General features: G+C 66.7%; 20 protein-coding genes and 1 pseudogene. 5 read left to right on the forward strand and 16 right to left on the reverse strand.

Annotated elements, in window-relative coordinates; all coding sequences use genetic code 11:
• Positions 1-29: 29 nt before the first annotated feature.
• From glgC to treA, 5 genes are read left to right on the forward strand one after another with little or no spacing between them, the layout of a single operon-like run.
• A complete protein-coding gene (gene glgC, locus MC45_RS03450; RefSeq protein ID WP_038659547.1) occupies positions 30-1,292 on the forward strand; it encodes a glucose-1-phosphate adenylyltransferase in 1,263 nt (420 codons plus the stop codon).
• On the forward strand, positions 1,289-2,704 hold the full coding sequence (gene glgA / locus MC45_RS03455; RefSeq protein WP_038659550.1) for a glycogen synthase GlgA: 1,416 nt from the start codon (positions 1,289-1,291) through the stop codon (positions 2,702-2,704). The genes glgC and glgA overlap by 4 nt, the downstream gene beginning before the upstream one ends.
• Positions 2,701-4,320, forward strand: coding sequence for an alpha-D-glucose phosphate-specific phosphoglucomutase (locus MC45_RS03460; RefSeq protein WP_038659553.1), 1,620 nt, complete (start codon positions 2,701-2,703; stop codon positions 4,318-4,320). The genes glgA and MC45_RS03460 overlap by 4 nt, the downstream gene beginning before the upstream one ends.
• Positions 4,317-6,227 carry a glycogen debranching protein gene (locus MC45_RS03465; protein WP_052075496.1) on the forward strand — a complete coding sequence of 637 codons (1,911 nt, stop codon included), beginning with the start codon at positions 4,317-4,319 and terminating at the stop codon, positions 6,225-6,227. Before MC45_RS03460 ends, MC45_RS03465 begins: the two co-directional genes overlap by 4 nt.
• Entirely contained in the window at positions 6,224-7,762 is a 1,539-nt protein-coding gene (treA, locus tag MC45_RS03470; protein WP_038659556.1) for an alpha,alpha-trehalase TreA, read from the forward strand. Before MC45_RS03465 ends, treA begins: the two co-directional genes overlap by 4 nt.
• 3 nt (positions 7,763-7,765) lie before the next feature.
• Here treA and cyoD read toward each other — a convergent pair whose 3' ends face one another.
• The 16 genes and pseudogenes from cyoD to MC45_RS03550 all read right to left on the reverse strand — a co-directional run bounded on the left by cyoD (position 7,766) and on the right by MC45_RS03550 (position 23,992).
• Positions 7,766-8,146: a cytochrome o ubiquinol oxidase subunit IV gene (gene cyoD, locus MC45_RS03475; protein ID WP_038659559.1), complete on the reverse strand. Its 381-nt coding sequence runs from the start codon at positions 8,144-8,146 to the stop codon at positions 7,766-7,768.
• Complete coding sequence (gene cyoC, locus MC45_RS03480) at positions 8,143-8,766, reverse strand: cytochrome o ubiquinol oxidase subunit III (RefSeq protein ID WP_038659561.1); 624 nt, start codon at positions 8,764-8,766, stop codon at positions 8,143-8,145. The genes cyoD and cyoC overlap by 4 nt, the downstream gene beginning before the upstream one ends.
• A complete protein-coding gene (cyoB, locus tag MC45_RS03485; protein ID WP_052075497.1) occupies positions 8,763-10,769 on the reverse strand; it encodes a cytochrome o ubiquinol oxidase subunit I in 2,007 nt (668 codons plus the stop codon). The genes cyoC and cyoB overlap by 4 nt, the downstream gene beginning before the upstream one ends.
• A 2-nt stretch (positions 10,770-10,771) precedes the next feature.
• Positions 10,772-11,629 (reverse strand): ubiquinol oxidase subunit II, encoded by an 858-nt coding sequence (cyoA, locus tag MC45_RS03490; protein ID WP_081974523.1) that lies wholly within the window; start codon positions 11,627-11,629, stop codon positions 10,772-10,774.
• A gap of 167 nt (positions 11,630-11,796) precedes the next feature.
• Positions 11,797-12,129 (reverse strand): GCN5-related N-acetyltransferase, encoded by a 333-nt coding sequence (locus MC45_RS03495; RefSeq protein ID WP_245640830.1) that lies wholly within the window; start codon positions 12,127-12,129, stop codon positions 11,797-11,799.
• A gap of 2 nt (positions 12,130-12,131) precedes the next feature.
• The gene (gene lpdA, locus MC45_RS03500; RefSeq protein WP_038659567.1) at positions 12,132-13,532 is read right to left on the reverse strand and encodes a dihydrolipoyl dehydrogenase; all 1,401 of its coding nucleotides are present in this window, start codon (positions 13,530-13,532) and stop codon (positions 12,132-12,134) included.
• 95 nt (positions 13,533-13,627) lie between these two features.
• Positions 13,628-13,915 carry a GIY-YIG nuclease family protein gene (locus MC45_RS03505; RefSeq protein WP_281177480.1) on the reverse strand — a complete coding sequence of 96 codons (288 nt, stop codon included), beginning with the start codon at positions 13,913-13,915 and terminating at the stop codon, positions 13,628-13,630.
• 99 nt (positions 13,916-14,014) lie between these two features.
• A pseudogene (odhB, locus tag MC45_RS03510) lies at positions 14,015-15,255 on the reverse strand (2-oxoglutarate dehydrogenase complex dihydrolipoyllysine-residue succinyltransferase).
• Between the two features lie 47 nt (positions 15,256-15,302).
• Complete coding sequence (locus MC45_RS03515; protein ID WP_038659569.1) at positions 15,303-18,275, reverse strand: 2-oxoglutarate dehydrogenase E1 component; 2,973 nt, start codon at positions 18,273-18,275, stop codon at positions 15,303-15,305.
• A gap of 175 nt (positions 18,276-18,450) precedes the next feature.
• Positions 18,451-19,335, reverse strand: a complete 885-nt coding sequence (gene sucD / locus MC45_RS03520; protein WP_037536645.1) for a succinate--CoA ligase subunit alpha — start codon at positions 19,333-19,335, stop codon at positions 18,451-18,453.
• A 49-nt stretch (positions 19,336-19,384) separates the two neighbouring features.
• Positions 19,385-19,675, reverse strand: a complete 291-nt coding sequence (locus MC45_RS03525) for a GIY-YIG nuclease family protein (RefSeq protein WP_038659575.1) — start codon at positions 19,673-19,675, stop codon at positions 19,385-19,387.
• Positions 19,676-19,762: 87 nt separating this feature from the next.
• Positions 19,763-20,725, reverse strand: coding sequence for a malate dehydrogenase (gene mdh / locus MC45_RS03530; protein WP_038666366.1), 963 nt, complete (start codon positions 20,723-20,725; stop codon positions 19,763-19,765).
• 121 nt (positions 20,726-20,846) lie between these two features.
• Positions 20,847-21,947: a cell division protein ZapE gene (zapE, locus tag MC45_RS03535; RefSeq protein ID WP_038659578.1), complete on the reverse strand. Its 1,101-nt coding sequence runs from the start codon at positions 21,945-21,947 to the stop codon at positions 20,847-20,849.
• Between the two features lie 140 nt (positions 21,948-22,087).
• Positions 22,088-22,534 (reverse strand): PaaI family thioesterase, encoded by a 447-nt coding sequence (locus MC45_RS03540; protein ID WP_038659581.1) that lies wholly within the window; start codon positions 22,532-22,534, stop codon positions 22,088-22,090.
• A 10-nt stretch (positions 22,535-22,544) separates the two neighbouring features.
• Positions 22,545-23,330: a succinate dehydrogenase iron-sulfur subunit gene (locus MC45_RS03545; protein ID WP_038659584.1), complete on the reverse strand. Its 786-nt coding sequence runs from the start codon at positions 23,328-23,330 to the stop codon at positions 22,545-22,547.
• A gap of 80 nt (positions 23,331-23,410) precedes the next feature.
• The gene (locus MC45_RS03550; protein WP_038659587.1) at positions 23,411-23,992 is read right to left on the reverse strand and encodes a ClpP family protease; all 582 of its coding nucleotides are present in this window, start codon (positions 23,990-23,992) and stop codon (positions 23,411-23,413) included.
• Positions 23,993-24,041: the final 49 nt, after the last annotated feature.

The following is a 24,041-nucleotide window of genomic DNA, read 5'->3' on the forward strand; positions in this document are numbered from 1 at the left end:
ACCGATAACGACGATAATGGAGGGAGCCGATGGTAGACAGACGAGGACAGCCGCTTTCGCGCGACGCGATGGCGTACGTGCTGGCGGGCGGGCGCGGCAGCCGCTTGATGGAATTGACCGATACCCGCGCCAAGCCGGCGGTCTATTTCGGCGGCAAGAGCCGGATCATCGACTTCGCGCTGTCGAACGCGATCAATTCGGGCATCCGACGGATCGGCGTCGCAACGCAATACAAGGCGCATTCGCTGATCCGCCATCTCCAGCGTGGCTGGAACTTCCTGCGTCCGGAGCGCAACGAGAGCTTCGACATTCTGCCCGCCTCGCAGCGCGTGTCGGAATTCCAATGGTATGAGGGCACCGCCGACGCGGTGTTCCAGAACATCGACATCATCGAGACGTATAACGTCGAGTATATGGTGATCCTCGCCGGCGATCACATCTACAAGATGGATTACGAGATCATGCTCCAGCAGCATTGCGACAGCGGTGCGGACGTGACCGTCGCCTGTATGGAGGTGCCGCGGATGGAGGCGGTGGCCTTCGGCGTGATGCACGTCGACGAGACCGACCGGATCATCGACTTCGTCGAGAAGCCCGCCGATCCGCCCGCGATCCCCGGCCAGCCCGACATCGCGCTCGCCAGCCTCGGAATCTATGTCTTCCGCACCAAGTTCCTGATCGAGCAGCTCCGGCGCGATGCGGCGACCGAAGGCTCGGCGCGCGACTTCGGCAAGGACATCATCCCCTATCTCGTCGAACATGGCGTGGCGCAGGCGCATCGCTTCTCGAAGAGCTGCGTGCGGACCAGCGAGGAGCCGGCGGCCTATTGGCGCGACGTCGGCACGGTCGATGCCTATTGGGAGGCGAACATCGACCTCACCGACATCATCCCGCAGCTCGACGTCTACGATCACGAATGGCCGCTGTGGACCTATTCGGAGATCACCCCGCCGGCCAAGTTCGTCCATGACGAGGACGGGCGGCGCGGCTCGGCGGTGTCGAGCCTCGTCTCGGGCAATTGCATCGTGTCGGGCTCGGCGATCCATCGCAGCCTGTTGTCGACCGGCGTGCGCGCGCACAGTTTCTCGTCGCTCGATGAAGCGGTGGTCCTCCCTTATTGCCATATCGGCCGCAACGCGCGGCTGAGCCGGGTCGTGATCGATCGCGGCGTGGTGATTCCGGACGGGCTGGTCGTCGGCGAGGACCCCGAGCTGGATACGCGCCGGTTCCGGCGGACCGACAAGGGCATCTGCCTGATCACCCAGCCGATGATCGACCGCCTCGGGCTGTGACGCTCTCCGTCCTCTCGGTCGCCTCGGAGGCGTTTCCGCTGGTCAAGACCGGCGGGCTCGCCGACGTGGTGGGGGCGTTGCCCGATGCGCTGGCGCCGCATGGCGTCGCGACGACGACGCTGATCCCGGGCTATCCGGCGGTCGGCAAGGCGGTGAAGGGCACCAAGGTGGTGCGGCGCTGGCGCGATCTGCTCGGCGTCGAGGCGCGGTTGCTCGGCGCGCGGCTGGGCGAGCATCCGCTGCTGGTGCTCGATGCGCCGGCGTTGTTCGCGCGGGCGGGTGGGCTCTACGACCAGACCGACGACTGGCACAGGTTCGCGGCCCTGTCGCGCGCCGCCGCCGACGTCGCGGAAGGGTTCGACGTGCTTCACGCGCACGACTGGCAGGCCGCGCTGGCGCCGGCCTATCTGCGCTATTGCGGTACGGCGCAGCGCCGGACCGCCAGCGTGATGACGGTCCATAACATCGCCTTCCAGGGCCAGTTCGGTGCGGAGATATTTGCCGGGCTCGATTTGCCGGACGAGGCCTATGCGATCGACGGCGTCGAATATTATGGCGGTGTCGGCTTCCTGAAGGCGGGGCTGGAGGCGGCCGATGCGATCACCACGGTCAGCCCGACCTATGCCGCCGAGATCCGCGAGCCGCGGTTCGGCATGGGGCTGGAAGGGCTGATCGACACCCGACGTGATCGCGTGCACGGCATCGTCAACGGCATCGATCCCGCCGTGTGGAATCCCGAGACTGACGCCGCCTTGCCGAGCCGCTTCACCGCGCGTGCGCTCGGCCGGCGCAAGGCCAACAAGCGCGCGGTCGAGAAGATGTTCGGGCTCGATCGCGACGACGGACCGCTGTTCACCGTCATCAGCCGGCTGACGTGGCAGAAGGGCATGGACGTGCTCGTCACCTGCCTCGACGAGCTGGTCGCGGGCGGGGCGCGGCTGGCGCTGCTCGGCTCGGGCGATGCGCATCTGGAAGCGGCGCTGCTCGCCGCGGCGGCGCGCTATCCGGGGCGGATCGCGGTACGGATCGGCTATGACGAACCCCTGTCCCATCTGTTGCAGGGCGGTGCCGACGCGATCCTGATCCCGTCGCGGTTCGAACCGTGCGGGCTGACCCAGCTTTACGGCCTCGCTTATGGCTGCGTGCCGGTCGTCGCGCGCACCGGCGGGCTCGCTGATACGGTGATCGACGCCAACGAGGCGGCGCTCGCCGCCGGGGTCGCGACCGGCTTCCAGCATGGCGAGGCGAGCCACCATTCGCTCGGCCACGCGATCCGTCGTGCCATTGCCGCCTACGCGCGCCCCGATCTATGGTGCGCCATCCAGCGCAACGGGATGCGCGCCGATTTCTCCTGGTCGGAAAGCGGTCGCCGCTATGCCGACCTCTACAAGAGCCTGACAGGAACCGCATGATCCGTACCGTCGCCAGCCACGCCTATTCCGACCAGAAGCCCGGCACCTCCGGCCTGCGCAAGAAGGTCACCGTCTTCCAGCAGCCCAATTATGCCGAGAATTTCGTCCAGGCGGTGTTCGACGTCATCGACGGCAAGGACGGCGCGACCTTGGTGATCGGCGGCGACGGCCGGTTCCTCAATCGGGAGGTGATCCAGAAGGCGATCCGCATCGCCGCGGCGAACGGCTTCGGCCGCGTCGTCGTCGGCCGCGGCGGGCTGCTGTCGACGCCCGCGGCGAGCAACATGATCCGCATCCGCAAGGCGCTGGGCGGGCTGGTGCTGTCGGCAAGCCACAATCCCGGCGGCCCGACCGAAGATTTCGGCATCAAGTACAATATCGCCAATGGCGGCCCGGCGCCGGAGCAGGTGACCGAGGCGCTGTACGAACGGACGAAGACGATCGACCGCTGGCTGACGGTCGATGCCGAAGACGTCGATCTCGATACGCTCGGCGAGGTGACGGTCGGTGGGATGACGGTCGAGGTGGTCGATCCGGTCGCCGATTATGCCGCGCTGATGGAGCGGCTGTTCGACTTCGACGCGATCCGCGCCGCGAAGCTGACGATGGCGTTCGACGCGATGAGCGCGGTGACCGGGCCTTATGCGACCGAGATCCTCGAGACGCGGCTCGGCTTCGCCGCCGGCACCGTCCGCAACGGCGAGCCGCTGGAGGATTTCGGCGGGCATCACCCCGATCCCAATCTCGTCCACGCGCACGAACTCTACGAGACGATGATGGCGGCGGATGCGCCCGACTTCGGCGCGGCGTCGGACGGCGATGGCGACCGCAACCTCATCATCGGGCGGGCGCGCTTCGTGACGCCGTCGGACAGTGTCGCGATGCTGGCGGCGAACGCGCATCTCGCGCCGGGCTACAAGGACGGGCTCAAGGGGATCGCGCGGTCGATGCCGACCAGTGCGGCGGCGGATCGTGTCGCCGAGAAGCTCGGCCTGCCGATCTTCGAGACGCCGACGGGGTGGAAATTCTTCGGCAATCTGCTCGACGCGGGCATGGCGACGATCTGCGGCGAGGAGAGCGCCGGCACCGGATCGGATCACGTCCGCGAGAAGGACGGGCTGTGGGCGGTGCTGCTGTGGCTCAACATCCTCGCGGTACGGGGCGAGTCGGTCGACGCGATCGCGCGCGATCACTGGGCGACCTATGGCCGCAACTATTACGCCCGCCACGATTACGAGGGCGTCGAGAGCGCACGCGCCGATGCTTTGATGGCGGAGCTGCGCGGCAAGCTGGATATGCTGGCGGGGACGCAGGTCGGCGGGCTGAGGATCGCGGCGGCGGACGATTTCGCCTATACCGATCCGACCGACGGCTCGGTGAGCCGCAACCAGGGCGTGCGCGTGCTGTTCGAGGGCGGCAGCCGCGTCGTGTTCCGCCTGTCGGGGACCGGCACCAGCGGTGCGACATTGCGGGTGTATCTGGAACGCTACGAGCCGGCGGGCGGCGATCTCGAACGTGAGACCGGCGACATGCTGGCGGATATCGTCGTGGCGGCGGACGAGATCGCGGGCATCGTGCGGCATAGCGGGCGGACCGAACCGGACGTCATCACGTGAGCGACGCGCCCGCGCTGGGCGCGATCTCGTACGATGGCGAAGTGCGGTTCGCGGTGCGCTCGGCGACGGCGGTGACGCTGTGCCTGTGGGACGGCGTAGCCGAGCGGCGTGTGGCGATGACCGGTGCCGACGGTATCTGGTCGGTGGATGTGCCGGGGATCGGGGCGGGCCAGCGCTACGGCTTCCGGGCGGCGGCCGATCCGGCGAAGCTGCTGGTCGATCCCTATGCCGTCGAGCTGGATCGGGCGTTCATTTTTGACCAGCGGCTGGGTCAGCCGGGAGTCGAGACGGGTGGGTTGGTGCCGTGGGGTGTAGTCGTTGGAACACCCTTCCCCCATCGTCATCCCCGCGAAGGCGGTGATCCAGACGCGCAGATGCTCGAAGGGGCCGCGAGGTCCGTGGGTATGGATCCCCGCCTTCGCGGGGATGACAACAAAGGGGTTGCCGATAAGGGGGAGGACGCGAACCTCCTCCCCCCGCCGCTCTTCACGCCGGGCGGGTTGATCTACGAACTCAACGTCCGCGGGTTCACGATGCTGCACCCCGAGGTGCCCGCGGCGCAGCGGGGAACGATCGCGGCCTTGGCGCATCCCGCGATCATCGCGCATCTGCGGCGGCTGCGGGTCAGCGCGATCGAGCTGATGCCGATCGTCGCGTGGATCGACGAGCGGCATCTGCCGCCGCTCGGGCTGCGCAACGCCTGGGGCTATAATCCGGTGGTGCCGATGGCGATCGATCCGCGGTTGGCGCCGGGAGGGATCGCCGAGCTGCGCGAGACCGTCGCGGCGCTGCGGGCGGCGGGGATCGGCGTGATCCTCGACCTCGTCTTCAATCACACCGGCGAGAGCGACGTGCACGGGCCGACGCTGTCGCTGCGCGGGTTGGACGAGCGGCTCCATTATGCGCAGGCCGAGGACGGCACGCTGATCAACGACACCGGCACCGGCAACACGCTGGATTGTTCGCGACCCCAGGTCCGTGCACTGATCCTCGCCAGCCTGCGCCATTTCGCGCGGCTAGGCGTGGACGGCTTCCGGTTCGATCTGGCGCCGGTGCTGGCACGCGGGCCGGGGTTCGATCCGCATGCGCCGATCTTCGCCGAGATCGCCGCCGATCCCCTGCTGTCCAGCCGCATCATGATCGCCGAGCCGTGGGACATCGGCCCGGACGGCTATCAGCTCGGGCGGTTCCCGGCGCACTGGCTCGAATGGAACGACCGCTATCGCGACGACGTGCGCCGCTTCTGGAAAGGCGACGGCAGCGCGGGCGCATTGGCGACGCGGCTCGCGGGCTCGGACGACGTCTTCGGTGGCGGCGACACGCGCAGCGTCAATTTCATCGCGGCGCACGACGGCTTCACGCTCGCCGACACCGTCGCTTTCGCCGAACGCCACAATCACGCCAACGGCGAGGACAATCGCGACGGCCATGGCGACAATCACAGCTGGAACAACGGCGTCGAGGGACCGAGCGACGATCCCGTCGTCACGGCACGGCGCGATGCCGACCGGCGCGCGTTGCTGGCGACGCTGTTCGCATCGCGCGGTACGATCCTGCTGACCGCGGGGGACGAATTCGGGCGGACGCAGCGGGGCAACAACAACGCTTATGCGCAGGACAATGCGATCGGCTGGGTCGATTGGCACGGGCGCGATCGGGCGCTGGAGGATTTCGCCTGCGGTCTGGCGGCGTTCCGGGCGGCGGCCGGGCTCGATCGCGTCGCGCCGTATGAGGCACCCGACTGGCGGCGGCTCGACGACGCGCCGATGCGGCCGGACGATTGGGCCGGCGCCGACGGCTTCGCGCTGCGCTTGCCCGACGGCGAGCGGTGCGTCACATTGCGATTCGATCGCCGCGCGCGGCGCGTGACGCTGACGCAGGGCACGCTGTTGGAGAGTCGCGCATGATCCGTCCCTTGATGTTGGCGCTCGCCGGCCTGCTCGTCGCGGCGGCGCCGCCATCGCCGGCGCAGCGGTTCGGCGCGCTGTTCCGCGACGTGCAGATGCGGCAGATCTTTCCCGATTCGAAGACCTTCGCGGATGCCGAACCGCGCCGCGGCGATGCCGCGATCCTCGCCGCCTACCGCCGTTGCGATTGCAAGGACGATGCCGCGCTGAAGGCGTTCGTGCTCGCCAATTTCAACGTGCCGGTGGCACCCGCCGCGCCGCCGCCGTCGCGCAAGCTGGGGCTGGCCGAGCATATCGACGCGCTGTGGCCGCAGCTTACCCGGACGCTGCCGACCGTGCCGGCGGGATCGTCGGCGCTACCGCTGCCCAAGCGCTTCGTGGTGCCGGGCGGGCGGTTCCGCGAGATGTATTATTGGGACAGCTGGTTCACGATGCTCGGTCTGCAGGTGTCCGGGCGGCAGGATCTGGTCGAGGACATGGTGACCGACTTCGGCAGCCTGATCGATCGCTACGGCCGCATCCCCAATGGCACGCGCAGCTATTATCTCAGCCGCTCGCAGCCGCCGTTCTTCTATCTGATCGCCGGCCTGTCAAAGAATGCCGCGACGCTGGCGCAGCGCACGACATGGATGCGCGCCGAGCATGACTTCTGGATGGCGGGCGCATCCGGATTGCGGCCGGGCGGCGCGCGCGCGCGCGTGGTGCGGCTGGCGGACGGGTCGCTGCTCAACCGCCATTGGGACGATCGCGACGATCCGCGCGACGAAAGCTATCGCGAGGATGCGGCGCTGGTCGCGGCGACGCCGGGACGCGATGCCAAGGCGATGTACCGCGACCTGCGCGCCGGGGCGGAAAGCGGCTGGGACTTCAGCTCGCGCTGGCTTGGCGACGGCAAGACGCTGGCGACGATCCGGACGACGCGGATCGTGCCGGTCGATCTCAACAGCCTGATGTACGGGATGGAGCGCAGCATCGCCGACAATTGCCGCATTTTGAAGGATGCCGCCTGCGTCGCCACCTATGCGGCGGCCGCCGATGCGCGGGCGAAGGCGATCGCGACGCATCTGTGGAATGCTGCCGGCTATTATGCCGATTACGACCTCGACGCGCGCCGCGTCGCCGACGGCCGTACCGCGGCAATGGCCTACCCCCTGTTCGTCGGGCTGGCCGCACCGGACCGGGCGAAGGCGACCGCGCAGGCGCTGGCGCCACTGGTCGGCGAAGGCGGTCTCGGCACTACCGGCTTGAAGACGGGGCAGCAGTGGGACGAACCAAACGGCTGGGCGCCGCTGCAATGGATCGCGATAGAGGGCCTGCGCCGCTATCGCGAGGATGCGCTCGCCAAGCGGATCGCGACCAACTGGCTGGCGACGGTGGACCGGGAGTATGCGGCGAGCGGCAAGCTGCTCGAAAAATACAATGTCGTCGAGCGGTTGCCCGGTGGCGGCGGCGAATATCCGCTGCAGGACGGCTTTGGCTGGACCAACGGCGTGACGCGCGCGCTGCTCGCGGCGGGCTATGCGCCGCCGCGATAGGCGCTACATCGCCGGCATGCTCGCCGGCATCAGATTGTGGTCGAGGTGCGCCATGATCCAGATCGAGCCGATCAGCACCAATCCGACGATCAGCACGCCGAACGCCAGCGCGAGGACGTTGTTGGTATTGTCCGGCCCGCTGGTGACGTGGAGGAAGAAGACGAGGTGGACGCCCATCTGCGCGATCGCCAGCGCGATCAGCGCCACCGGGATGCCGGGACCGTAAATCACCCCGCTATGCACCGCCGCGAAGGAGGCGATGCTGAGCACCGCCGCCAGCACAAAACCGGCCACATAGGTCAGCACCTTGGCGCGGATGTCGCCGGCGTCGCTGCTGCCCTCGCCGGGCGCGCGATCATCGTCCAGGTCGCTCCGGTCGCTCATCGCGCCACTCCCAGCAGATAGACGGTGGTGAACAGCGCCACCCAGATGATGTCGAGTGCGTGCCAGAACAGGCTGAAACAGGCGATGCGGCGGACGATCTCGTCGCGGAAGCCCTTGGCCTGGACCTGCGCCATCATCGTCGTCAACCAGATCAGCCCGAGCGTGACGTGCAGGCCGTGGCAGCCGACGAGTGCGAAGAAGGCGGAGAGGAAGGCACTGCGCTGCGGCCCGTTGCCCTCGTGGATGAGGTGCAGGAACTCATAGGCTTCGAGGCCGAGGAAGCCGGCACCGAGCAGTGCGGTCGCCGCCATCGCGATTTGGAACCAGAAGCGGTTCTTTGCCGCGGTCGCGATCCCCGCCATGCCGCAGGCGAAGCTGGACGCGAGCAGCAGCGCCGTCTCCGCGCCGACCAGCGGCAGTTCGACGATGTCGCGCGCCGCCGGCCCGCCTGCGGTCGCCTGGGCCAGCACCGCATAAGCGGCGAAGAAGCCGGCGAACATGATGAAGTCGGTGAGCAGGAAGATCCAGAAGCCATAGGCCACGACGATCCGCTTGGGCGCGGGGCCGCGTTCGCTGGGTGCCGTCTCGCCGCGGCCGAGCTTGTGCGGATCGCCGCTCATGCCGGCTGGTCCGCAGGGATATCGAGCAATTGCGCCTTGGCGGTACGCCGTTCGCGGTCGAGCCGCTCCGCCTCCTCGGCGCTGATCTCGGTCTCATTCTCGTCGCGCCAGGCGAAGACGACGAAGGTCGCCCAGGCGCCGAGGAAGCCCAGCCCGAACAGCCACCAGATATGCCACACCGCGGCGAAGCCCAGCGCGGTGGTGAAAAAAGCGGTGACGACGCCGGTCGGCGAATTGCGCGGCATGTGGAACGCCTCGTATTTGGGGCGTTCGGAGAGTTCGCGATTTTCCCGCGCGGTCGACTTGATGTCCCAATAGGCTTCCTCGCCCTTCACGTCGGGCAGCGCCGCGAAGTTGAACGGCGGCGGCGGCGAGGTGGTGATCCATTCGAGGCTGCGCCCGTCCCATGGATCGCCGCTGGTGTCGGCAAGGTCCTTGCGGTTGCGGATCGAGACGTAGAGCTGGATCACCTGACACGCCATGCCGCCGGCGATCATCAGCGCACCGAAGGCGGCGGCGATCAGCCACGGCTGCCAGCCCGGCACGTCGTAATGCTGCATCCGCCGCGTCATCCCCATCAGTCCGAGCACGTAGAGCGGCATGAACGCGACGTAGAAGCCGATCACCCACAGCCAGAAGGCGCGCTTGCCCCAGCGTTCGTCGAGGGTGAAGCCGAACGCCTTGGGGAACCAGTAATTGTAGCCGGCGAAGGCACCGAACAGCACGCCGCCGATGATGACGTTGTGGAAATGCGCGACGAGGAACAGCGAATTGTGCAGCACGAAGTCGGCGGGCGGCACGGCGAGCAGCACGCCGGTCATGCCGCCGATCACGAAGGTGATCATGAACGCCACCGCCCACATCATCGGCACGTGGAAGCGGATGCGGCCGCCATACATGGTGAACAGCCAGTTGAAGACCTTCACCCCGGTCGGCACCGCGATAATCATCGTCGTCACGCCGAAGAAGCCGTTGACGTCGGCCCCCGCGCCCATCGTGAAGAAGTGGTGCAGCCAGACGATGAACGACAGGATGCAGATCACCATCGTCGCGACGACCATCGAACGATAGCCGAACAGAGGCTTGCTCGAGAAGGTCGAGACCACCTCGCTGAACACGCCGAACGCCGGCAGGATCAGGATATAGACCTCGGGATGGCCCCAGGCCCAGATGAGGTTGACGAACATCATCTGGTTGCCGCCGGCATCGTTGGTGAAGAAGTGGAAGCCGAGGTAGCGATCGAGCAGCAGCATCGCGAGCGTCGCGGTGAGGATCGGGAAGGCCGCGACGATCAGCAGGTTGGACGCGAGGCTGGTCCAGCAGAACATCGGCATGCGGGTATAGCCCATGCCGGGGGCGCGCATCTTGAGGATCGTGGTGACGAGATTGACCCCCGACAGCAACGTGCCGACGCCGGAAATCTGTAGCGCCCACAGATAGTAATCGACGCCGACGCCGGGCGAGAAGCGCAGCTCCGACAGCGGCGGATAGGCGAGCCAGCCGGTCTTGGCGAATTCGCCGATGACGAGGCTGAGATTGATCAGCAAGGCGCCGCTCGCCGTCAGCCAGAAGCTGACGTTGTTGAGCGTCGGGAAGGCGACGTCGCGCACGCCGAGCTGCAACGGCACAACGAAGTTCATCAGCCCGATGACGAACGGCATCGCCACGAAGAAGATCATGATCGTGCCGTGCGCCGAGAAGATCTGGTCGTAATGCTCCGGCGGCAGATAGCCCGGATTGCCATAGGCGATCGCCTGCTGGCTGCGCATCATCGCCGCATCGACGAAGCCGCGCATCAGCATCAGCAGCGCGAAGATGCAATACATGATGCCGATCCGCTTGTGATCGACCGAGGTGATCCACTCGTTCCAGATATAGGGGACATGGCCGGCGCGCCACGTCCAGACCAGCACCGCGAGGATGCCGCTGCCGACGATGGCGGCGGCGATCAACGGGATCGGCTGGTCCCAGGGGACCGAATGCCAATTGAGCTTGCCGAACATGCTCAATTCTCCCGTCCGCCGTTATCGACCTCGTGCACCGGCGCGCCGGCCTCGCGCACCGCGGCGGCGAAGAAGCCGGCAGGGACGCTGCCGTAGGCGAAGGGCTTCAGATTGCCCCGCTGCCGGGCGAGCGCGTGATAGCTGTCGGCGTCGAGCGCCGGCCCCCGCCCCTTGGTGCCCGCCGCCCAAGCCGCGAACTGCTGCGGCGGTACGGCGTCGACGACGAAGTCCATGTCCGAGAAGCCTTCGCCGCTATAATGCGCCGACAGGCCGGGATATCGGCCGGGTTTGTCCGCCATCAGGTTGAGCTTCGCCTCCATGCCGGACATCGCGTAGATCTGGCTGCCGAGCCGCGGCACGAAGAAGCTGTTCATCACCGTCGCCGAGGTGATGCGGAAATCGATCGGCGTGCCGGCGGGGACGATCACGCGGTTGACCGTCGCGATCCCCTGTTCGGGATAGACGAACAGCCATTTCCAATCGAGCGCGACGACCTGGACGACGATCGGCTTCTGCCTGGACGCCAGCGGCCGGCGCGGGTCGAGATCATGCGCAGCGATCCAGCCCATCCCGCCGAGGAAGATGATGACGAGCAGCGGCACCGACCAGACGAGCAGTTCGAGCTTGCCCGAATAGGCGAAGTCCGGGCGGCGCCTGGCGCGCGCATTGCCGGCGCGGAACCACCAGGCGAAGGCGATGGTCGCGACGATCACCGGCACGACGATGCCGAGCATCACCGCGAGCGAATTGATCAGCAGCGTCTTCTCGCCGGCGGCGACCGGTCCGGCGGGATCGAGCAGCGCAGGTGTGCAACCGCCCAGCCCGAGCGCGGTCGCGGCAACAGCGAGCGGTTTCAACATGCGGTCGACGGCGAGCAGATCATCGAATCCCTTTGCGGAGCCGTCGTGACGGTTCTCCTTCATCGGGCAAACGGATGGCGATGCGGGTGGTTTCGTCGGGTGACGAACTATTGCTGGTTGCGCACCCGTTCGAGTCGATCATCGATGAGGTGGCCCTGCACCAGATATCAGAGCATTGTGGGAGCCGCAGCCTTCCTCTCGCGCCGCCACGTCAGCGACTGGCGGTTGAGCGCGGCGAGATCGACCGTCCCTTCGGCGGCCCCCTGCCCGAGCGACACCGCCCGCTCCAGCAGGTCCACCGCGATGAACCGATACGCCGGCCGCCCCTCGACCGCGTCATACCAGATTCCGCCTACCGCCGCGTCGAGCAGGATGCGCTGGAAACAATGATCCGCGCGTACCGGCCACATACGAAGACCCGCGAGACCGGGCAGGGTCCCGCGGGTCAGCGTCAGCCATGCGACCTCCAGCGCGGCGCGGCGGGTGTCCGCGCCCGCCACGATCAGATGTGGATCGGCTTGCCGGTCACCGCCATCGCCGCTTCCTTGATCGCTTCGGAATGCGTCGGATGGGCGTGACAGGTATAGGCGATATCCTCCGATGTCGCGCCGAACTCCATCGCCTGCGCCGCCTGCGCGATCATCGTGCCCGCGACGCTGGCGATCGCCCAGACGCCGACGACGCGATCGGTCTTGGCATCGGCGATGATCTTCACGAAGCCGTCGGGCTCGTGATTGGTCTTGGCGCGGCTGTTCGCCATCATCGGGAACTTGCCGACCTTGATCTCGCCCTTCGCCTTGGCGGCCTCTTCGGTCAGACCGACGCCGGCGAATTCGGGCAGCGTGTAGACGACGCTCGGGATGATGTCGTGGTTCACGATGCCGGTCAGGCCGGCGATGTTCTCCGCGACCGCAATGCCCTCGTCCTCGGCCTTGTGCGCGAGCATCAGGCCGGGGGCGACGTCGCCGATCGCCCAGATGCCGGGGACGCTGGTGGCGAAGTCATGGTCGATCTCGACCTGGCCGCGCGCGTTGACCGAAAGACCGGCGGCGTTGAGGTTGAGGCCATCGGTGTTCGCCTTGCGGCCGATCGCGAGCAGCACCACGTCCGCGTCGATCGTCTGCGCCTCGCCGCCGGCGGCGGGCTCGACGGTCAGCGTCGCCGCGTCGCCATTCACCGCCACGCCGGTGACCTTGGTCGACAGCTTGAACTCGAAACCCTGCTTCTTGAAGATCTTCTGCGCTTCCTTGCGGACGTCGCCGTCGAAGCCGGGCAGGATCTGGTCGAGATATTCGACGACCGTGACCTTGGCGCCGAGCCGGCGCCACACGCTGCCGAGCTCGAGGCCGATGACGCCGCCACCGATGACGACGAGATGCTGCGGCACCTTGGCGAGTTCGAGCGCGCCGGTGCTATCGACGATGACCTTCTGGTCGACGGTGACGCCGGGCAGCGGCGTGACCGACGAGCCGGTGGCGATGACGATGTTCTTGGCGCGAACGGCCTTGCCGTCGATCTCGACGCTGTCCTTGCCGGTGAAGCTGGCGCGGCCCTTGAGCCATTCGACCTTGTTCTTCTTGAACAGATATTCGATGCCGCCGGTGAGCTGGTTGACCGCGTCGCGGCGCTGGCCGTGCATCGTGTCGAGATCGAGCTCGGCGGTGACCTTGATGCCCATCTTGGCCATCGTGCCGTTCGAGGCGGCATCGAAGAACTCCGACGCGTGCAGCATCGCCTTCGACGGAATGCAGCCGACGTTGAGGCAGGTGCCGCCCAGCGTCTCGCGGCTTTCGGCGCAGGCGGTCTTCAGCCCGAGCTGCGCGGCGCGGATCGCCGCGACATAGCCGCCGGGGCCGGCACCGATCACGAGGACGTCATAGTCGTATTGCTGTTCGTCAGCCATTGCTCAGCTCCATCGTGCTCCTGCGAACGCAGGAGCCCAGGGTTACGGGCGATGCCGTTCTTGGCTCTGGACTCCTGCGTTCGCAGGAGCACGCGTCAGAACAGCGTCTCGTACAAATCCTTCCACTGCGGGTTGCCCTGTTCGATCAGATCGACCTTCCAGGCCCGCTTCCACTTCTTCATTTGCAGCTCACGCTGCCGTGCCGCCTGTATGTCGTCGCTCGCGTCGTACCAGACAAGCAGGATGCAGCCATGTTCTTTGGTGAAGCCATCGACGAGCCGGTTACGATGTTCATATGCCCGGCGGATCAGATCGCTGGTCACACCGAGATAGAGCGTGCCGTTGCGTCCGCTGGCCATGAGGTAGACGTAACTGGGGCGCATGCCGGACTCCTACCGTGTTCCTGCGAACGCCGGAACCCAGAGCCAAGTGGCGATACCGCCCGTGACCCTGGGCTCCTGCGTTCGCAGGAGCACAAGCGCTTACAGGTCGATCAGGATGCGGGTCGGGTCTTCGATCGCGTTCTTGAGCGCGACGAGGAAGGTCACCGCCTCGCGGCCGTCGATCAGGCGGTGATCGTAGGACAAAGCGAGATACATCATCGGACGCACGACGACCTGGCCGCCGACCACCACGGGACGCTCCTCGATGCGATGCAGGCCGAGCACCGCCGCCTGCGGCGGGTTGATGATCGGGGTCGACATCAGCGAGCCGAACACGCCGCCGTTGGAGATGGTGAAGGTGCCGCCCTTCATCTCGTCCATCTTGAGCGTGCCGTCCTTGGCGCGGCGGCCGAAGTCGCCGATCGTCTTCTCGATGCCCGCGACGGTCAGGTCCTGCGCGTCACGGATCACCGGCACGACGAGGCCGTTGGGCGCGCTGACCGCGACCGAGATGTCGGCGTAATCGTGATAGACGATCTCGTCGCCCTCGATCGAGGCGTTGACCGACGGGATGTCCTTCAGCGCCATCGTCGCGGCCTTCACAAAGAAGCCCATGAAGCCGAGGCGGACGCCGTGCTTCTTCTCGAACAGGTCCTTATACTTGGCGCGCGCCTCGATCACCGCGGTCATGTCGACGTCGTTGAACGTCGTCAGCATCGCGGCGGTGTTCTGCGCTTCCTTGAGGCGCTTGGCGATCGTCTGGCGCAGGCGCGTCATCTTGACGCGCTCTTCCTTGCGGCCGCCGGTGGGGGCAGCGGCGGGCGCCGGCGCGGCGGCGGGGGCCTGCGTCGCGGGCTTCGACGCGGCGGCGGCGGCGACGTCTTCCTTGGTGATGCGGCCGTCCTTGCCGGTGCCGGTGATCGACGACGGATCGAGACCATATTCGAGCACCGCACGACGCACCGACGGCGACAGCGCCGCGGGCGAATCGCTCGACGCTTCCGGCTGCGCGGCCGGTGCCGGAGCGGCAGCCGCTGCCGGCGCGGCGGGGCCGGAGCGGCGGCGGGCGCGGGCGCCGACGCCGGAGCGGCGGCCGCGCCGTCACCCGCCTCGATCGTCGCGAGCATCGCGCCGACCTCGACCGTGTCGCCGACCTTGACCGCATGCTGGCCCATCACGCCGGCGACCGGCGACGGCACCTCGACCGAGACCTTGTCGGTCTCGAGGCTGGCGATCGGCTCGTCGACCTTGACCGGGTCGCCGGGCTGCTTGAGCCATTCGCCGACGGTGGCTTCGGTGATCGATTCACCCAGAACGGGCACGGTAACTTCGGTTGCCATCTCTTGCATCCTTCTCCCCGGGGAGGGGTCTCAATCGGGGAACGTTGTTAGCTGCTGGGGGCCTGGGTGGGCCGGGCGGTGGTGGTGGACGCCTCGCTGCGGGTGCGGCGGATTTCCTCGCGGACGTTGTGGCCGAGCGCATCGGCGACCAGCGCGCCCTGTTCGGCGGTGTGGCGCTTCATCAAGCCCGTCGCCGGCGAGGCGGCGGACTGACGGCCCGCATAGCGCGGCCGCTTGACCGCGCAATCGGCGGCCTTGAGCGATTCCTCGATCAGCGGCTCGACGAAGAACCAGTAACCGTTGTTCTTCGGCTCTTCCTGCGCCCAGACGACATCCTCGAGCTGCGGCATCCGCGCGATCCGGCGGGCGAGCGCATCGCCGGGGAACGGATAGAGCTGCTCGATCCGCACGATCTGCGTGCCGGTATCGCCCGCGGCGTTGCGCGCCTCGATCAGATCATAGGCGACCTTGCCGGTGCACAGCACCAGCCGCTTCGTCTCGGCATCCGCCGCACCATTGGTGTCGGACAGGATGCGCTTGAAGTGGCTGTCGCCCTGGAAGTCCGCCGCGGCCGACACCGCCAGTTTGTGGCGGAGCAGCGACTTGGGCGTCATCACGATCAGGGGTTTGCGGAAGTTGCGGTGCATCTGCCGGCGCAGCAAGTGGAAATAGTTCGCCGGCGTGGTGCAATTGGCGACCTGGATATTGTCCTGCGCGCACGACTGGAGGAAGCGTTCGGGACGTGCCGAGCTATGCTCGGGTCCCTGCCCTTCGTAGCCGTGCGGCAGCAGCATCACGAGGCCGTTGGCGCGCAGCCACTTGGATTCGCCGCTGGTGATGAACTGGTCGATCATGATCTGCGCGCCGTTGACGAAATCGCCGAACTGCGCCTCCCACATCACCAATGTCTTCGGGTCGGCGAGCGCATAGCCGTACTCGAACCCGAGCACGCCATATTCGGAGAGCGGACTATCGAGCACCTCGAACCGGCCGTGCTCGACCGTGGTCAGCGGCACGTACTTGTGCTCGTCGGTCTGGTCGACCCAGACCGCGTGGCGCTGCGAGAAGGTGCCGCGGCCCGAATCCTGACCCGACAGGCGGACGCCATAGCCCTCCGACAGCAGCGAGCCGAAGGCCAGCGCCTCGCCGGTCGCCCAGTCGAAATTCTCGCCGGTCTTGAACATCTGGCGCTTGGCGTCGATCACGCGCGACAGCGTCTTGTGGATCTGGATGCCCTCGGGCACCGTCGTCAGCGTGCGGCCGAGCGCGTCGAACAGCTTGAGCTCGATGCCGGTCTCGACGTTGCGGCGTTCGCTGCCGCCGTCGGTCGGCGCCGACAGACCCGACCAGCGACCGGCGAACCAGTCCGCCTTGTTGGGCTTGTAGCTCGCGCCCGCCTCGAATTCGCCTTCGAGCAGGGTGGTGAACTGGTGGACCTTGTCGTCCAGCCATGCCTGATCGATCACGCCTTCCGACATCAGACGCTTGGCGTAAATCTCGCTGACGCCGGGATGCTGGCGGATGACGTTGTACATCAGCGGCTGCGTGAAGCCCGGCTCGTCGCCCTCGTTGTGACCAAAGCGGCGATAGCACCACATGTCGATCACGATGTCGCGATGGAACTTCTGGCGGAATTCGATCGCCATCTTGGTGGCGAAGGTCACCGCCTCGGGATCATCGCCGTTGACGTGGAAGACCGGCGCCTGCACGCCCTTCGCCACGTCGGACGGATAGGGCGACGAGCGCGCGAATTGCGGCGAGGTCGTGAAGCCGACCTGGTTGTTGATGATGAAATGGACACAGCCGCCGGTGTTGTAGCCGCGGATGCCCGAGAAGCCGAGGCATTCCCAGACGATCCCCTGCCCCGCGAACGCCGCGTCGCCGTGGATCAGCACCGGCAGCGAGCCGGTATGCTCGACGAGGTCGTTGGCGAGCGTCTGGATCGCGCGCGTCTTGCCGAGCACGACCGGATCGGCAGCCTCGAGGTGCGACGGATTGGCGACCAGCGACATATGGACCTTGTGACCGTCGAACTCGCGGTCGGTCGAGGTGCCGAGGTGATATTTGACGTCGCCCGAACCGCCGATCTCGTCGGGGTTGGCCGAACCGCCGGCGAATTCGTGGAAGATCACGCGCAGCGGTTTCGCCATCACGTTGGCGAGCACGTTGAGACGGCCGCGATGCGCCATGCCGTAGACGATCTCGCGTACGCCGGCCTGGCCGCCGTATTTGATGACGCTTTCGAGCGCCGGGATCATGCTCTCGCCGCCGTCGAGGCCAAAGCGCTTGGTCCCGACATACTTCTTGCCGAGGAACTTCTCCCATTGCTCGGCCTCGATGACCTTGCTCAGGATCGCGCGCTTGCCGTCGCTGCTGAACTCGATCGCCTTGTCCTTGCCCTCCATGCGGTCCTGCAGGAAGCGGCGCTCCTCGACGTCGACGATGTGCATATATTCGAGGCCAACGTTGCCGCAGTAATTGCGACGCAGCGTGTCGACGAGCTCGCGTACGGTTGCCCATTCGAAGCCGAGCGTGCCGCCGAGGTAGATCGGCCGGTCGATGTCGGCGTCGGTGAAGCCGTGATATTCGGTGCGCAGATCCTCGGGCATGTCGCGGTGCGACAGGCCGAGCGGATCGAGATTGGCGGCGAGATGGCCGCGGACGCGATAGGTACGGATCAGCATCTGCGCGCGGATCGCATCGCCCGCCGCCTTGATGATGTCGTCCTTGGAGGGCGCCGCGGTGGCGGCTGCGGCGGGCTTGCCGCCCTTGGCGGGCTTGGGCGCGGGCTCCATCTGGGTGGGGTCGAGGCCCGCGGTCAGGTCGTCGGTGGTCGACAAAGGCCAGCGCTTGTTGGTCCAGCTCGGACCGCCGGTGCCGGCCTCGAGACCCTCGAAGAAGCCACGCCAGCCGAGATCGACCGACGACTGGTCGGCCTGATATTTGGCGTAGAGCGCTTCGATGAACGCAGGCGACACGCCGGATGCGATGTCGCCGAAATCCTGACCTTCGTAGCCCATGGTCTTCTTCCTTCAACCCCTCTCCCCTTGTGGGAGAGGGAGGGGCCCGCCGCCGTCAGGCGGTGGGAGGGTGAGGGGAAAGGGTGTCGCTCAACATCCCCCTCATCCAACTTCGACTAGGCGGCTGCGCCGCCAAGTCTCCGTATCCTTCTCCCACGAGGGGAGAAGGGTCAGATCAGCCGTTCAGCACTTCCAGCAGCGTCGAGCCCAGTTCCGACGGGCTCGCCGCGACCTTGATGCCGGCGGCTTCCATCGCCGCGATCTTGCTCTCGGCGTCGCCCTTGCCGCCCGACACGATCGCGCCGGCATGGCCCATGCGACGGCCCGGAGGCGCGGTGCGGCCCGCGATGAAGCCGGCCATCGGCTTCTTGCGGCCACGCTTGGCCTCGTCGATCAGGAACTGTGCGGCCTGCTCCTCGGCGTCGCCGCCGATCTCGCCGATCATGATGATCGACTGCGTCGCCTCGTCGGCGAGGAACAGTTCGAGCACGTCGATGAAGTTGGTGCCGTTGACCGGATCGCCGCCAATGCCGACCGCGGTGGTCTGGCCGAGGCCGGCGTTCGAGGTCTGGAACACCGCCTCATAGGTCAGCGTACCCGAGCGCGACACGACGCCGACCGAGCCCTGCTTGAAGATGCTGCCGGGCATGATGCCGATCTTGCACTCGCCCGGCGTCAGCACGCCCGGGCAGTTCGGACCGATCAGCCGCGACTTGGAGCCCGACAGCGCGCGCTTGACGCGGACCATGTCGAGCACCGGGATGCCTTCGGTGATCGCGACGATCAGCGGGATCTCGGCGTCGATCGCCTCGAGGATCGAATCGGCGGCGAAGGGGGGCGGCACGTAGATCACCGACGCATCGGCGCCGGTCTTCGACTTGGCTTCGGCGACGGTGTTGAACACCGGCAGGCCGAGATGCTCGGTCCCGCCCTTGCCCGGCGTCACGCCGCCGACCATCTGCGTGCCATAGTCCAGCGCCGCCTTGGTGTGGAAGCTGCCGGTTTCTCCGGTCATGCCCTGGGTGATGACCTTGGTGTTCTTGTTGACGAGGATGCTCATTGGTGCTCCCACTCTTTATGGCCCCCGCCGAGGCGGGAACACTTGATATCTAGAACAGCGACTCGAACAGATCGTCCCAGTCAGGGTTCTTCTCTTCGATCAGCCGCAACTTCCACTGGCGGTTCCACTTCTTGAGCTGGAGTTCGCGGTATCGCGCACTCTCCAGTTCGTCGTGGACCTCGTACCAGACGAGACGTTTGCAACCATATTTCTTGGTGAAGCCTTCGACCAAGCCGTTGCGGTGCTGGTACACGCGGGCAGGAAGGTCGCTGGTGACACCGAGATAAATCGTGCCGTTCAACTGGCTCGCCATCATATAGACGTAGCCTGGCTTGCTCACCGCCCGCCCCCATGTGTCCCCGCGAAGGCGGGGACCCAGTCTGGGCTCCCGCCTTCGCGGGAGCACAAAGGGGCCGCGGGTTGCACCTTAATTCAGCGAGCTGTCGATGCCCTTGCACGCCTCGAGCAGTTCCTTGACCGCGTCGACCGAGACGGTGAGGTTCGCCTTCGCCTCGTCGTCGAGCGCGATCTCGACGATCTGCTCGACGCCGCCGGCACCGATCACCACCGGCACACCGACATAGAGGTCGTTCACGCCGTACTGGCCGTCGACATAGGCCGCGGCGGGCAGGACGCGCTTCTGGTCGTAGAGATAGGCCTCGGCCATGGCGATGCCGCTGGTCGCCGGGGCGTAATAGGCCGAGCCGGTCTTGAGCAGGCCGACGATCTCGCCGCCGCCGCTGCGGGTGCGCTTGACGATCGCGTCGATCTTGTCCTGCGTCGAGCGGCCCATCTTGATAAGGTCGGGAACCGGGATGCCCGAGACGGTCGAATAGGAGATGACCGGGACCATCGTGTCGCCGTGGCCGCCGAGCACGAAGCTGGTGACGTCCTTGACCGAAACCTGGAACTCGTCGGCGAGGAAGTGGCTGAAGCGCGCCGAATCGAGCACGCCGGCCATGCCGACCACCTTGTTGTGCGGCAGGCCCGAGAATTCGCGCAGCGCCCAGACCATCGCATCGAGCGGGTTGGTGATGCAGATCACGAACGCGTCGGGCGCATTGGCCTTGATGCCCTCGCCGACCGCCTTCATCACCTTGAGGTTGATGCCGAGCAGATCGTCGCGGCTCATGCCGGGCTTGCGCGCGACACCGGCGGTGACGATGATGACGTCGGCGCCGGCGATATCGGCATAATCGTTCGAGCCGGTGATCTTGGCATCGAAACCTTCGACCGGGCCGCACTGCGACAGGTCGAGCGCCTTGCCCTGCGGCACGCCTTCGACGACGTCGAACAGGACGATGTCGCCAAGGCCCTTCAATGCCGCGAGGTGCGCGAGCGTGCCGCCGATGTTACCGGCGCCGATCAGCGCGATCTTCTTGCGAGCCATCCAATCCATCTCCGTTACAGGCAGGGCGTGATTGGCCACGCCGGTTACGCCCGTTTTGCGCGCCCGGCAACCGTTAAACGGCATGGGTTAAGAGTTTATCTGATAATGGTTCGCAAGTGCATTAGGCCGTGCCATGGCCTTGTGCTAGATAGTCTTCGGACCGCATTTCTTCCAGTCGGCTGACCGTGCGCTGGAATTCGAACCGGCCGTCGCCCTCGGGATAGAGCGCGTCGGGCTCGGCATCGGCCGCCGCAAGCAGCTTGACCTTATGCTCGTAGAGCGCGTCGATCAGCGCGACGAACCGTGCCGCCTCATTGCGGTTCTCCGGCCCCAGCTTCGGAATGCCGACGAGGATCACCGTATGATAGCGGCGTGCGACGGCCAGATAGTCGGCCGCGCCGCGCGCCTCGCCGCACAGCTTTTTGAAGGAGAAGACCGCGACGCCCTTCAGCGTCTTGGGGACGTGCAGGGTACGCCCCTGCACCGCGATATCCTCCGACGGGATCGGCTCGGTCACCTCGTGATCGGTCAGGCGGAAGAAGGCGGCGGACAGGTTGCGCGTCGCCTCGGCGCCGTTGGGGACGAGCCAGGTGTTCTGCTGGCCGAGCCGGTCGCGGCGATAGTCGATCGGCCCGTTCAGCGTCACCACGTCGAGCCGGCTTTCGATCAGTGCGATGAAAGGTAGGAAATGCTCGCGGTTGAGGCCGTTCTTGTAGAGGTCGGCGGGCGCGCGGTTGGAGGTGGTGACCATCGTCACGCCGGCTTCGAGCAAGGCGGTGAACAGGCGGCTGAGGATCATCGCATCGGGCGAGTTGGTGACCATCATCTCGTCGAAGGCGAGCAATCGCGTCTCGGCGGCGAGCGCCGCGGCGACGGGGGCGATCGGGTCGCCAGCTTCCCGGCGGCGTTCGATCGCGATGCGGCCGTGCACCTCGAGCATGAATTCGGAGAAATGGACGCGGCGCTTCTTGTCCACCGCGACATTGGCGAAGAACAGGTCCATCATCATCGACTTGCCGCGGCCGACGTCGCCGAACATGTAGACGCCGCGCGGTCCGCCGCCGCCGCGCCCGGTGAGGCGGCTCAGCAAGCCCTTCTTGCGTGGCGCCTCGAGTGCGGCGGCGAGTTCGTCGAGGCGGGTGGCGGCGGCGCGCTGTTCGGCGTCGGGGCGCAGCTCGCCCGCGGCGACGAGCGCGTCATAGGCGTTGAGGACTTTGGTCATGGGGAGCTCCTGCGAACGCCGGGGCGCTCATGGTCATTATAGGCGTTTCGCCTCACCCTCACCTGTCGGTCGGCGGGAGAGGGATAGATGCCGCAGGCGGCGCCGGGTGCGGGCAGGCGCGATCGGACAAAGCGTTCGCCTCAGGCCGTCGCCTTGCGCAGCGTGCCGGTGAAGCTGGCGATCGTCCGCGCCTCCTGCACGATCAGCCCGCGCAGGAACAGCATGCGGCCGGTTTCGCGCAACAGTTCGATGCGTGCTTCCAACGGCACCCCGATCGCGCCGCCATCGATGAACTGCGCCGACAGATCGACCGTCACCGCGCCCCCTGCCCCGAGAACGCCGAAGCCGCGCGACGCGGCGAACAGCGCGACGTCCATGAAGCCGAGCAGCGCCCCGCCATGGACGTTTTCGCGCATATTGGAATGGTCGCGCCGCGGCTGCATGCGGACGCGGGCGATGTCGTCCTCGACGCGGACGTGCAGCGGCTCGATGAACGCGTTGAAGCGCGACACGTCCCGGAACTGCCAGCGTTTCCAGCCGGGCAGCTCCGGATCGTCGTCGTAGACGAAGGCCGGCGACTCCGTCACGCCACGTGCCTTACAGGATGCGCTCGGCTTCCATCTTCTTGATCTCGGCGATCGCCTTGGCCGGGTTGAGACCCTTGGGGCAGGTGTTCGCGCAATTCATGATCGTGTGGCAGCGATAGAGGCGGAACGGATCCTCGAGCTGGTCGAGCCGCTCGCCGGTCATCTCGTCGCGGCTGTCGGCGAGCCAGCGATAGGCCTGGAGCAGGATCGCCGGCCCGAGGAACTTGTCGGCGTTCCACCAATAGCTCGGGCACGAGGTCGAGCAGCAGGCGCACAGGATGCACTCGTAGAGACCGTCGAGCTTGGCGCGATCCTCGGGCGACTGCAGCCGCTCCTTGCCCGAGGGTGGCGGACTGACCGTCTGCATCCACGGCTTGATCGAGCTGTATTGCGCATAGAAATGCGTGAAGTCGGGGACGAGGTCCTTGATGACGTCCATCGCCGGCAGCGGGGTGATCTTCACCTCGCCCTTCACGTCCTCGATCGCGGTGGTGCAGGCGAGGCCGTTGCGGCCGTCGATGTTCATCGAGCAGGACCCGCAAATGCCCTCGCGGCACGACCGGCGGAAGGTGAGCGACGAATCCTGCTCGGCCTTCATCTTGATGAGCGCGTCGAGCACCATCGGGCCGCATTCGTCGAGGTTGATCTCGAACGTATCGTAACGCGGGTTCTCGGCGGTATCGGGATCGTAGCGATAGACCTTGAAGGTCTTGATGCGCTGCGCGTCACCGGTCGCTTTATGAACCTTGCCCTTCGCCTTGACCTTGCTGTTCTTGGGCAGGGTGAACTCGGCCATCGCCGCAACGCTCCTCTATATGCTGCGTTGCGGCTATGCCTTTCGTCGGGCGAGTGCAACCCCCGAGAGATAGGCGGCGATCAGATCACATCAAGAACAAGGCCGCGCTGGCGCGCCTCTTCGGCCTCGATATACCAGTTGGACGGCGCCTTGCTGCGCAGCTCGTCCAGCGTCACCGACGAGCCGCGGACGATCTCGCGGAAGCCCTCTTCCTGGATCTTGATCGACTCCTCGATCTCATGGAGCTTCGCCTTGAGCACCGCGGGCAAGGTGGTGAGCGGACCGGAGAGCTGCACCGTGCTGGTCATCAACCGCTCGTGCAGCATCAGCCGGGTGCCGCGGGTGAGGAACCGCTTCTCGACCGGGAAGGCCGCCATGAAGGTCGCGCCGGCCGAATAGACCGCGACCTTGCCGAGGAACAGCGTCTCGCGGCCGGTATAGTCGCGCAGCAGCTGGATGTCGTCGCCCATCGCGCGGCCCATCTCGGGGTCGCCGCCGAGCGTGGTGATCGACACGACGAGCGAGCCGTCCTGCGGCGCCTCGGCGAGCTGCGTCTTGAAGCGGGCGTACATCATGTCGTCCACGGTGCCGTGGAGCTGGATGTGCGGAAATGCCAGCAAGGGGTATTTGCTGGCGACGTTTTGGCGGGCGCTATCGGTCATGTCGCGGCGAACCCCCGTGGCCCGCCGAGGTTCCCGACCTTGGCGGAAC

This window comes from Sphingomonas taxi (assembly GCF_000764535.1).
GTDB classification, from domain to species: Bacteria; Pseudomonadota; Alphaproteobacteria; order Sphingomonadales; family Sphingomonadaceae; genus Sphingomonas; species Sphingomonas taxi.

Bases quoted from the DNA above. Each gene is read 5' to 3' on its own strand.
- zapE (WP_038659578.1), bottom strand. From the start codon at position 21,947: ATGACCAAAGTCCTCAACGCCTATGACGCGCTCGTCGCCGCGGGCGAG.
- MC45_RS03505 (WP_281177480.1), bottom strand. From the start codon at position 13,915: ATGCGCCCCAGTTACGTCTACCTCATGGCCAGCGGACGCAACGGCACG.
- sucD (WP_037536645.1), bottom strand. From the start codon at position 19,335: ATGAGCATCCTCGTCAACAAGAACACCAAGGTCATCACCCAGGGCATG.
- MC45_RS03460 (WP_038659553.1), top strand. From the start codon at position 2,701: ATGATCCGTACCGTCGCCAGCCACGCCTATTCCGACCAGAAGCCCGGC.
- lpdA (WP_038659567.1), bottom strand. From the start codon at position 13,532: ATGGCTGACGAACAGCAATACGACTATGACGTCCTCGTGATCGGTGCC.
- cyoD (WP_038659559.1), bottom strand. From the start codon at position 8,146: ATGAGCGACCGGAGCGACCTGGACGATGATCGCGCGCCCGGCGAGGGC.
- MC45_RS03545 (WP_038659584.1), bottom strand. From the start codon at position 23,330: ATGGCCGAGTTCACCCTGCCCAAGAACAGCAAGGTCAAGGCGAAGGGC.
- treA (WP_038659556.1), top strand. From the start codon at position 6,224: ATGATCCGTCCCTTGATGTTGGCGCTCGCCGGCCTGCTCGTCGCGGCG.
- mdh (WP_038666366.1), bottom strand. From the start codon at position 20,725: ATGGCTCGCAAGAAGATCGCGCTGATCGGCGCCGGTAACATCGGCGGC.
- cyoC (WP_038659561.1), bottom strand. From the start codon at position 8,766: ATGAGCGGCGATCCGCACAAGCTCGGCCGCGGCGAGACGGCACCCAGC.
- cyoA (WP_081974523.1), bottom strand. From the start codon at position 11,629: ATGTTGAAACCGCTCGCTGTTGCCGCGACCGCGCTCGGGCTGGGCGGT.
- glgC (WP_038659547.1), top strand. From the start codon at position 30: ATGGTAGACAGACGAGGACAGCCGCTTTCGCGCGACGCGATGGCGTAC.
- MC45_RS03515 (WP_038659569.1), bottom strand. From the start codon at position 18,275: ATGGGCTACGAAGGTCAGGATTTCGGCGACATCGCATCCGGCGTGTCG.
- MC45_RS03550 (WP_038659587.1), bottom strand. From the start codon at position 23,992: ATGACCGATAGCGCCCGCCAAAACGTCGCCAGCAAATACCCCTTGCTG.
- cyoB (WP_052075497.1), bottom strand. From the start codon at position 10,769: ATGTTCGGCAAGCTCAATTGGCATTCGGTCCCCTGGGACCAGCCGATC.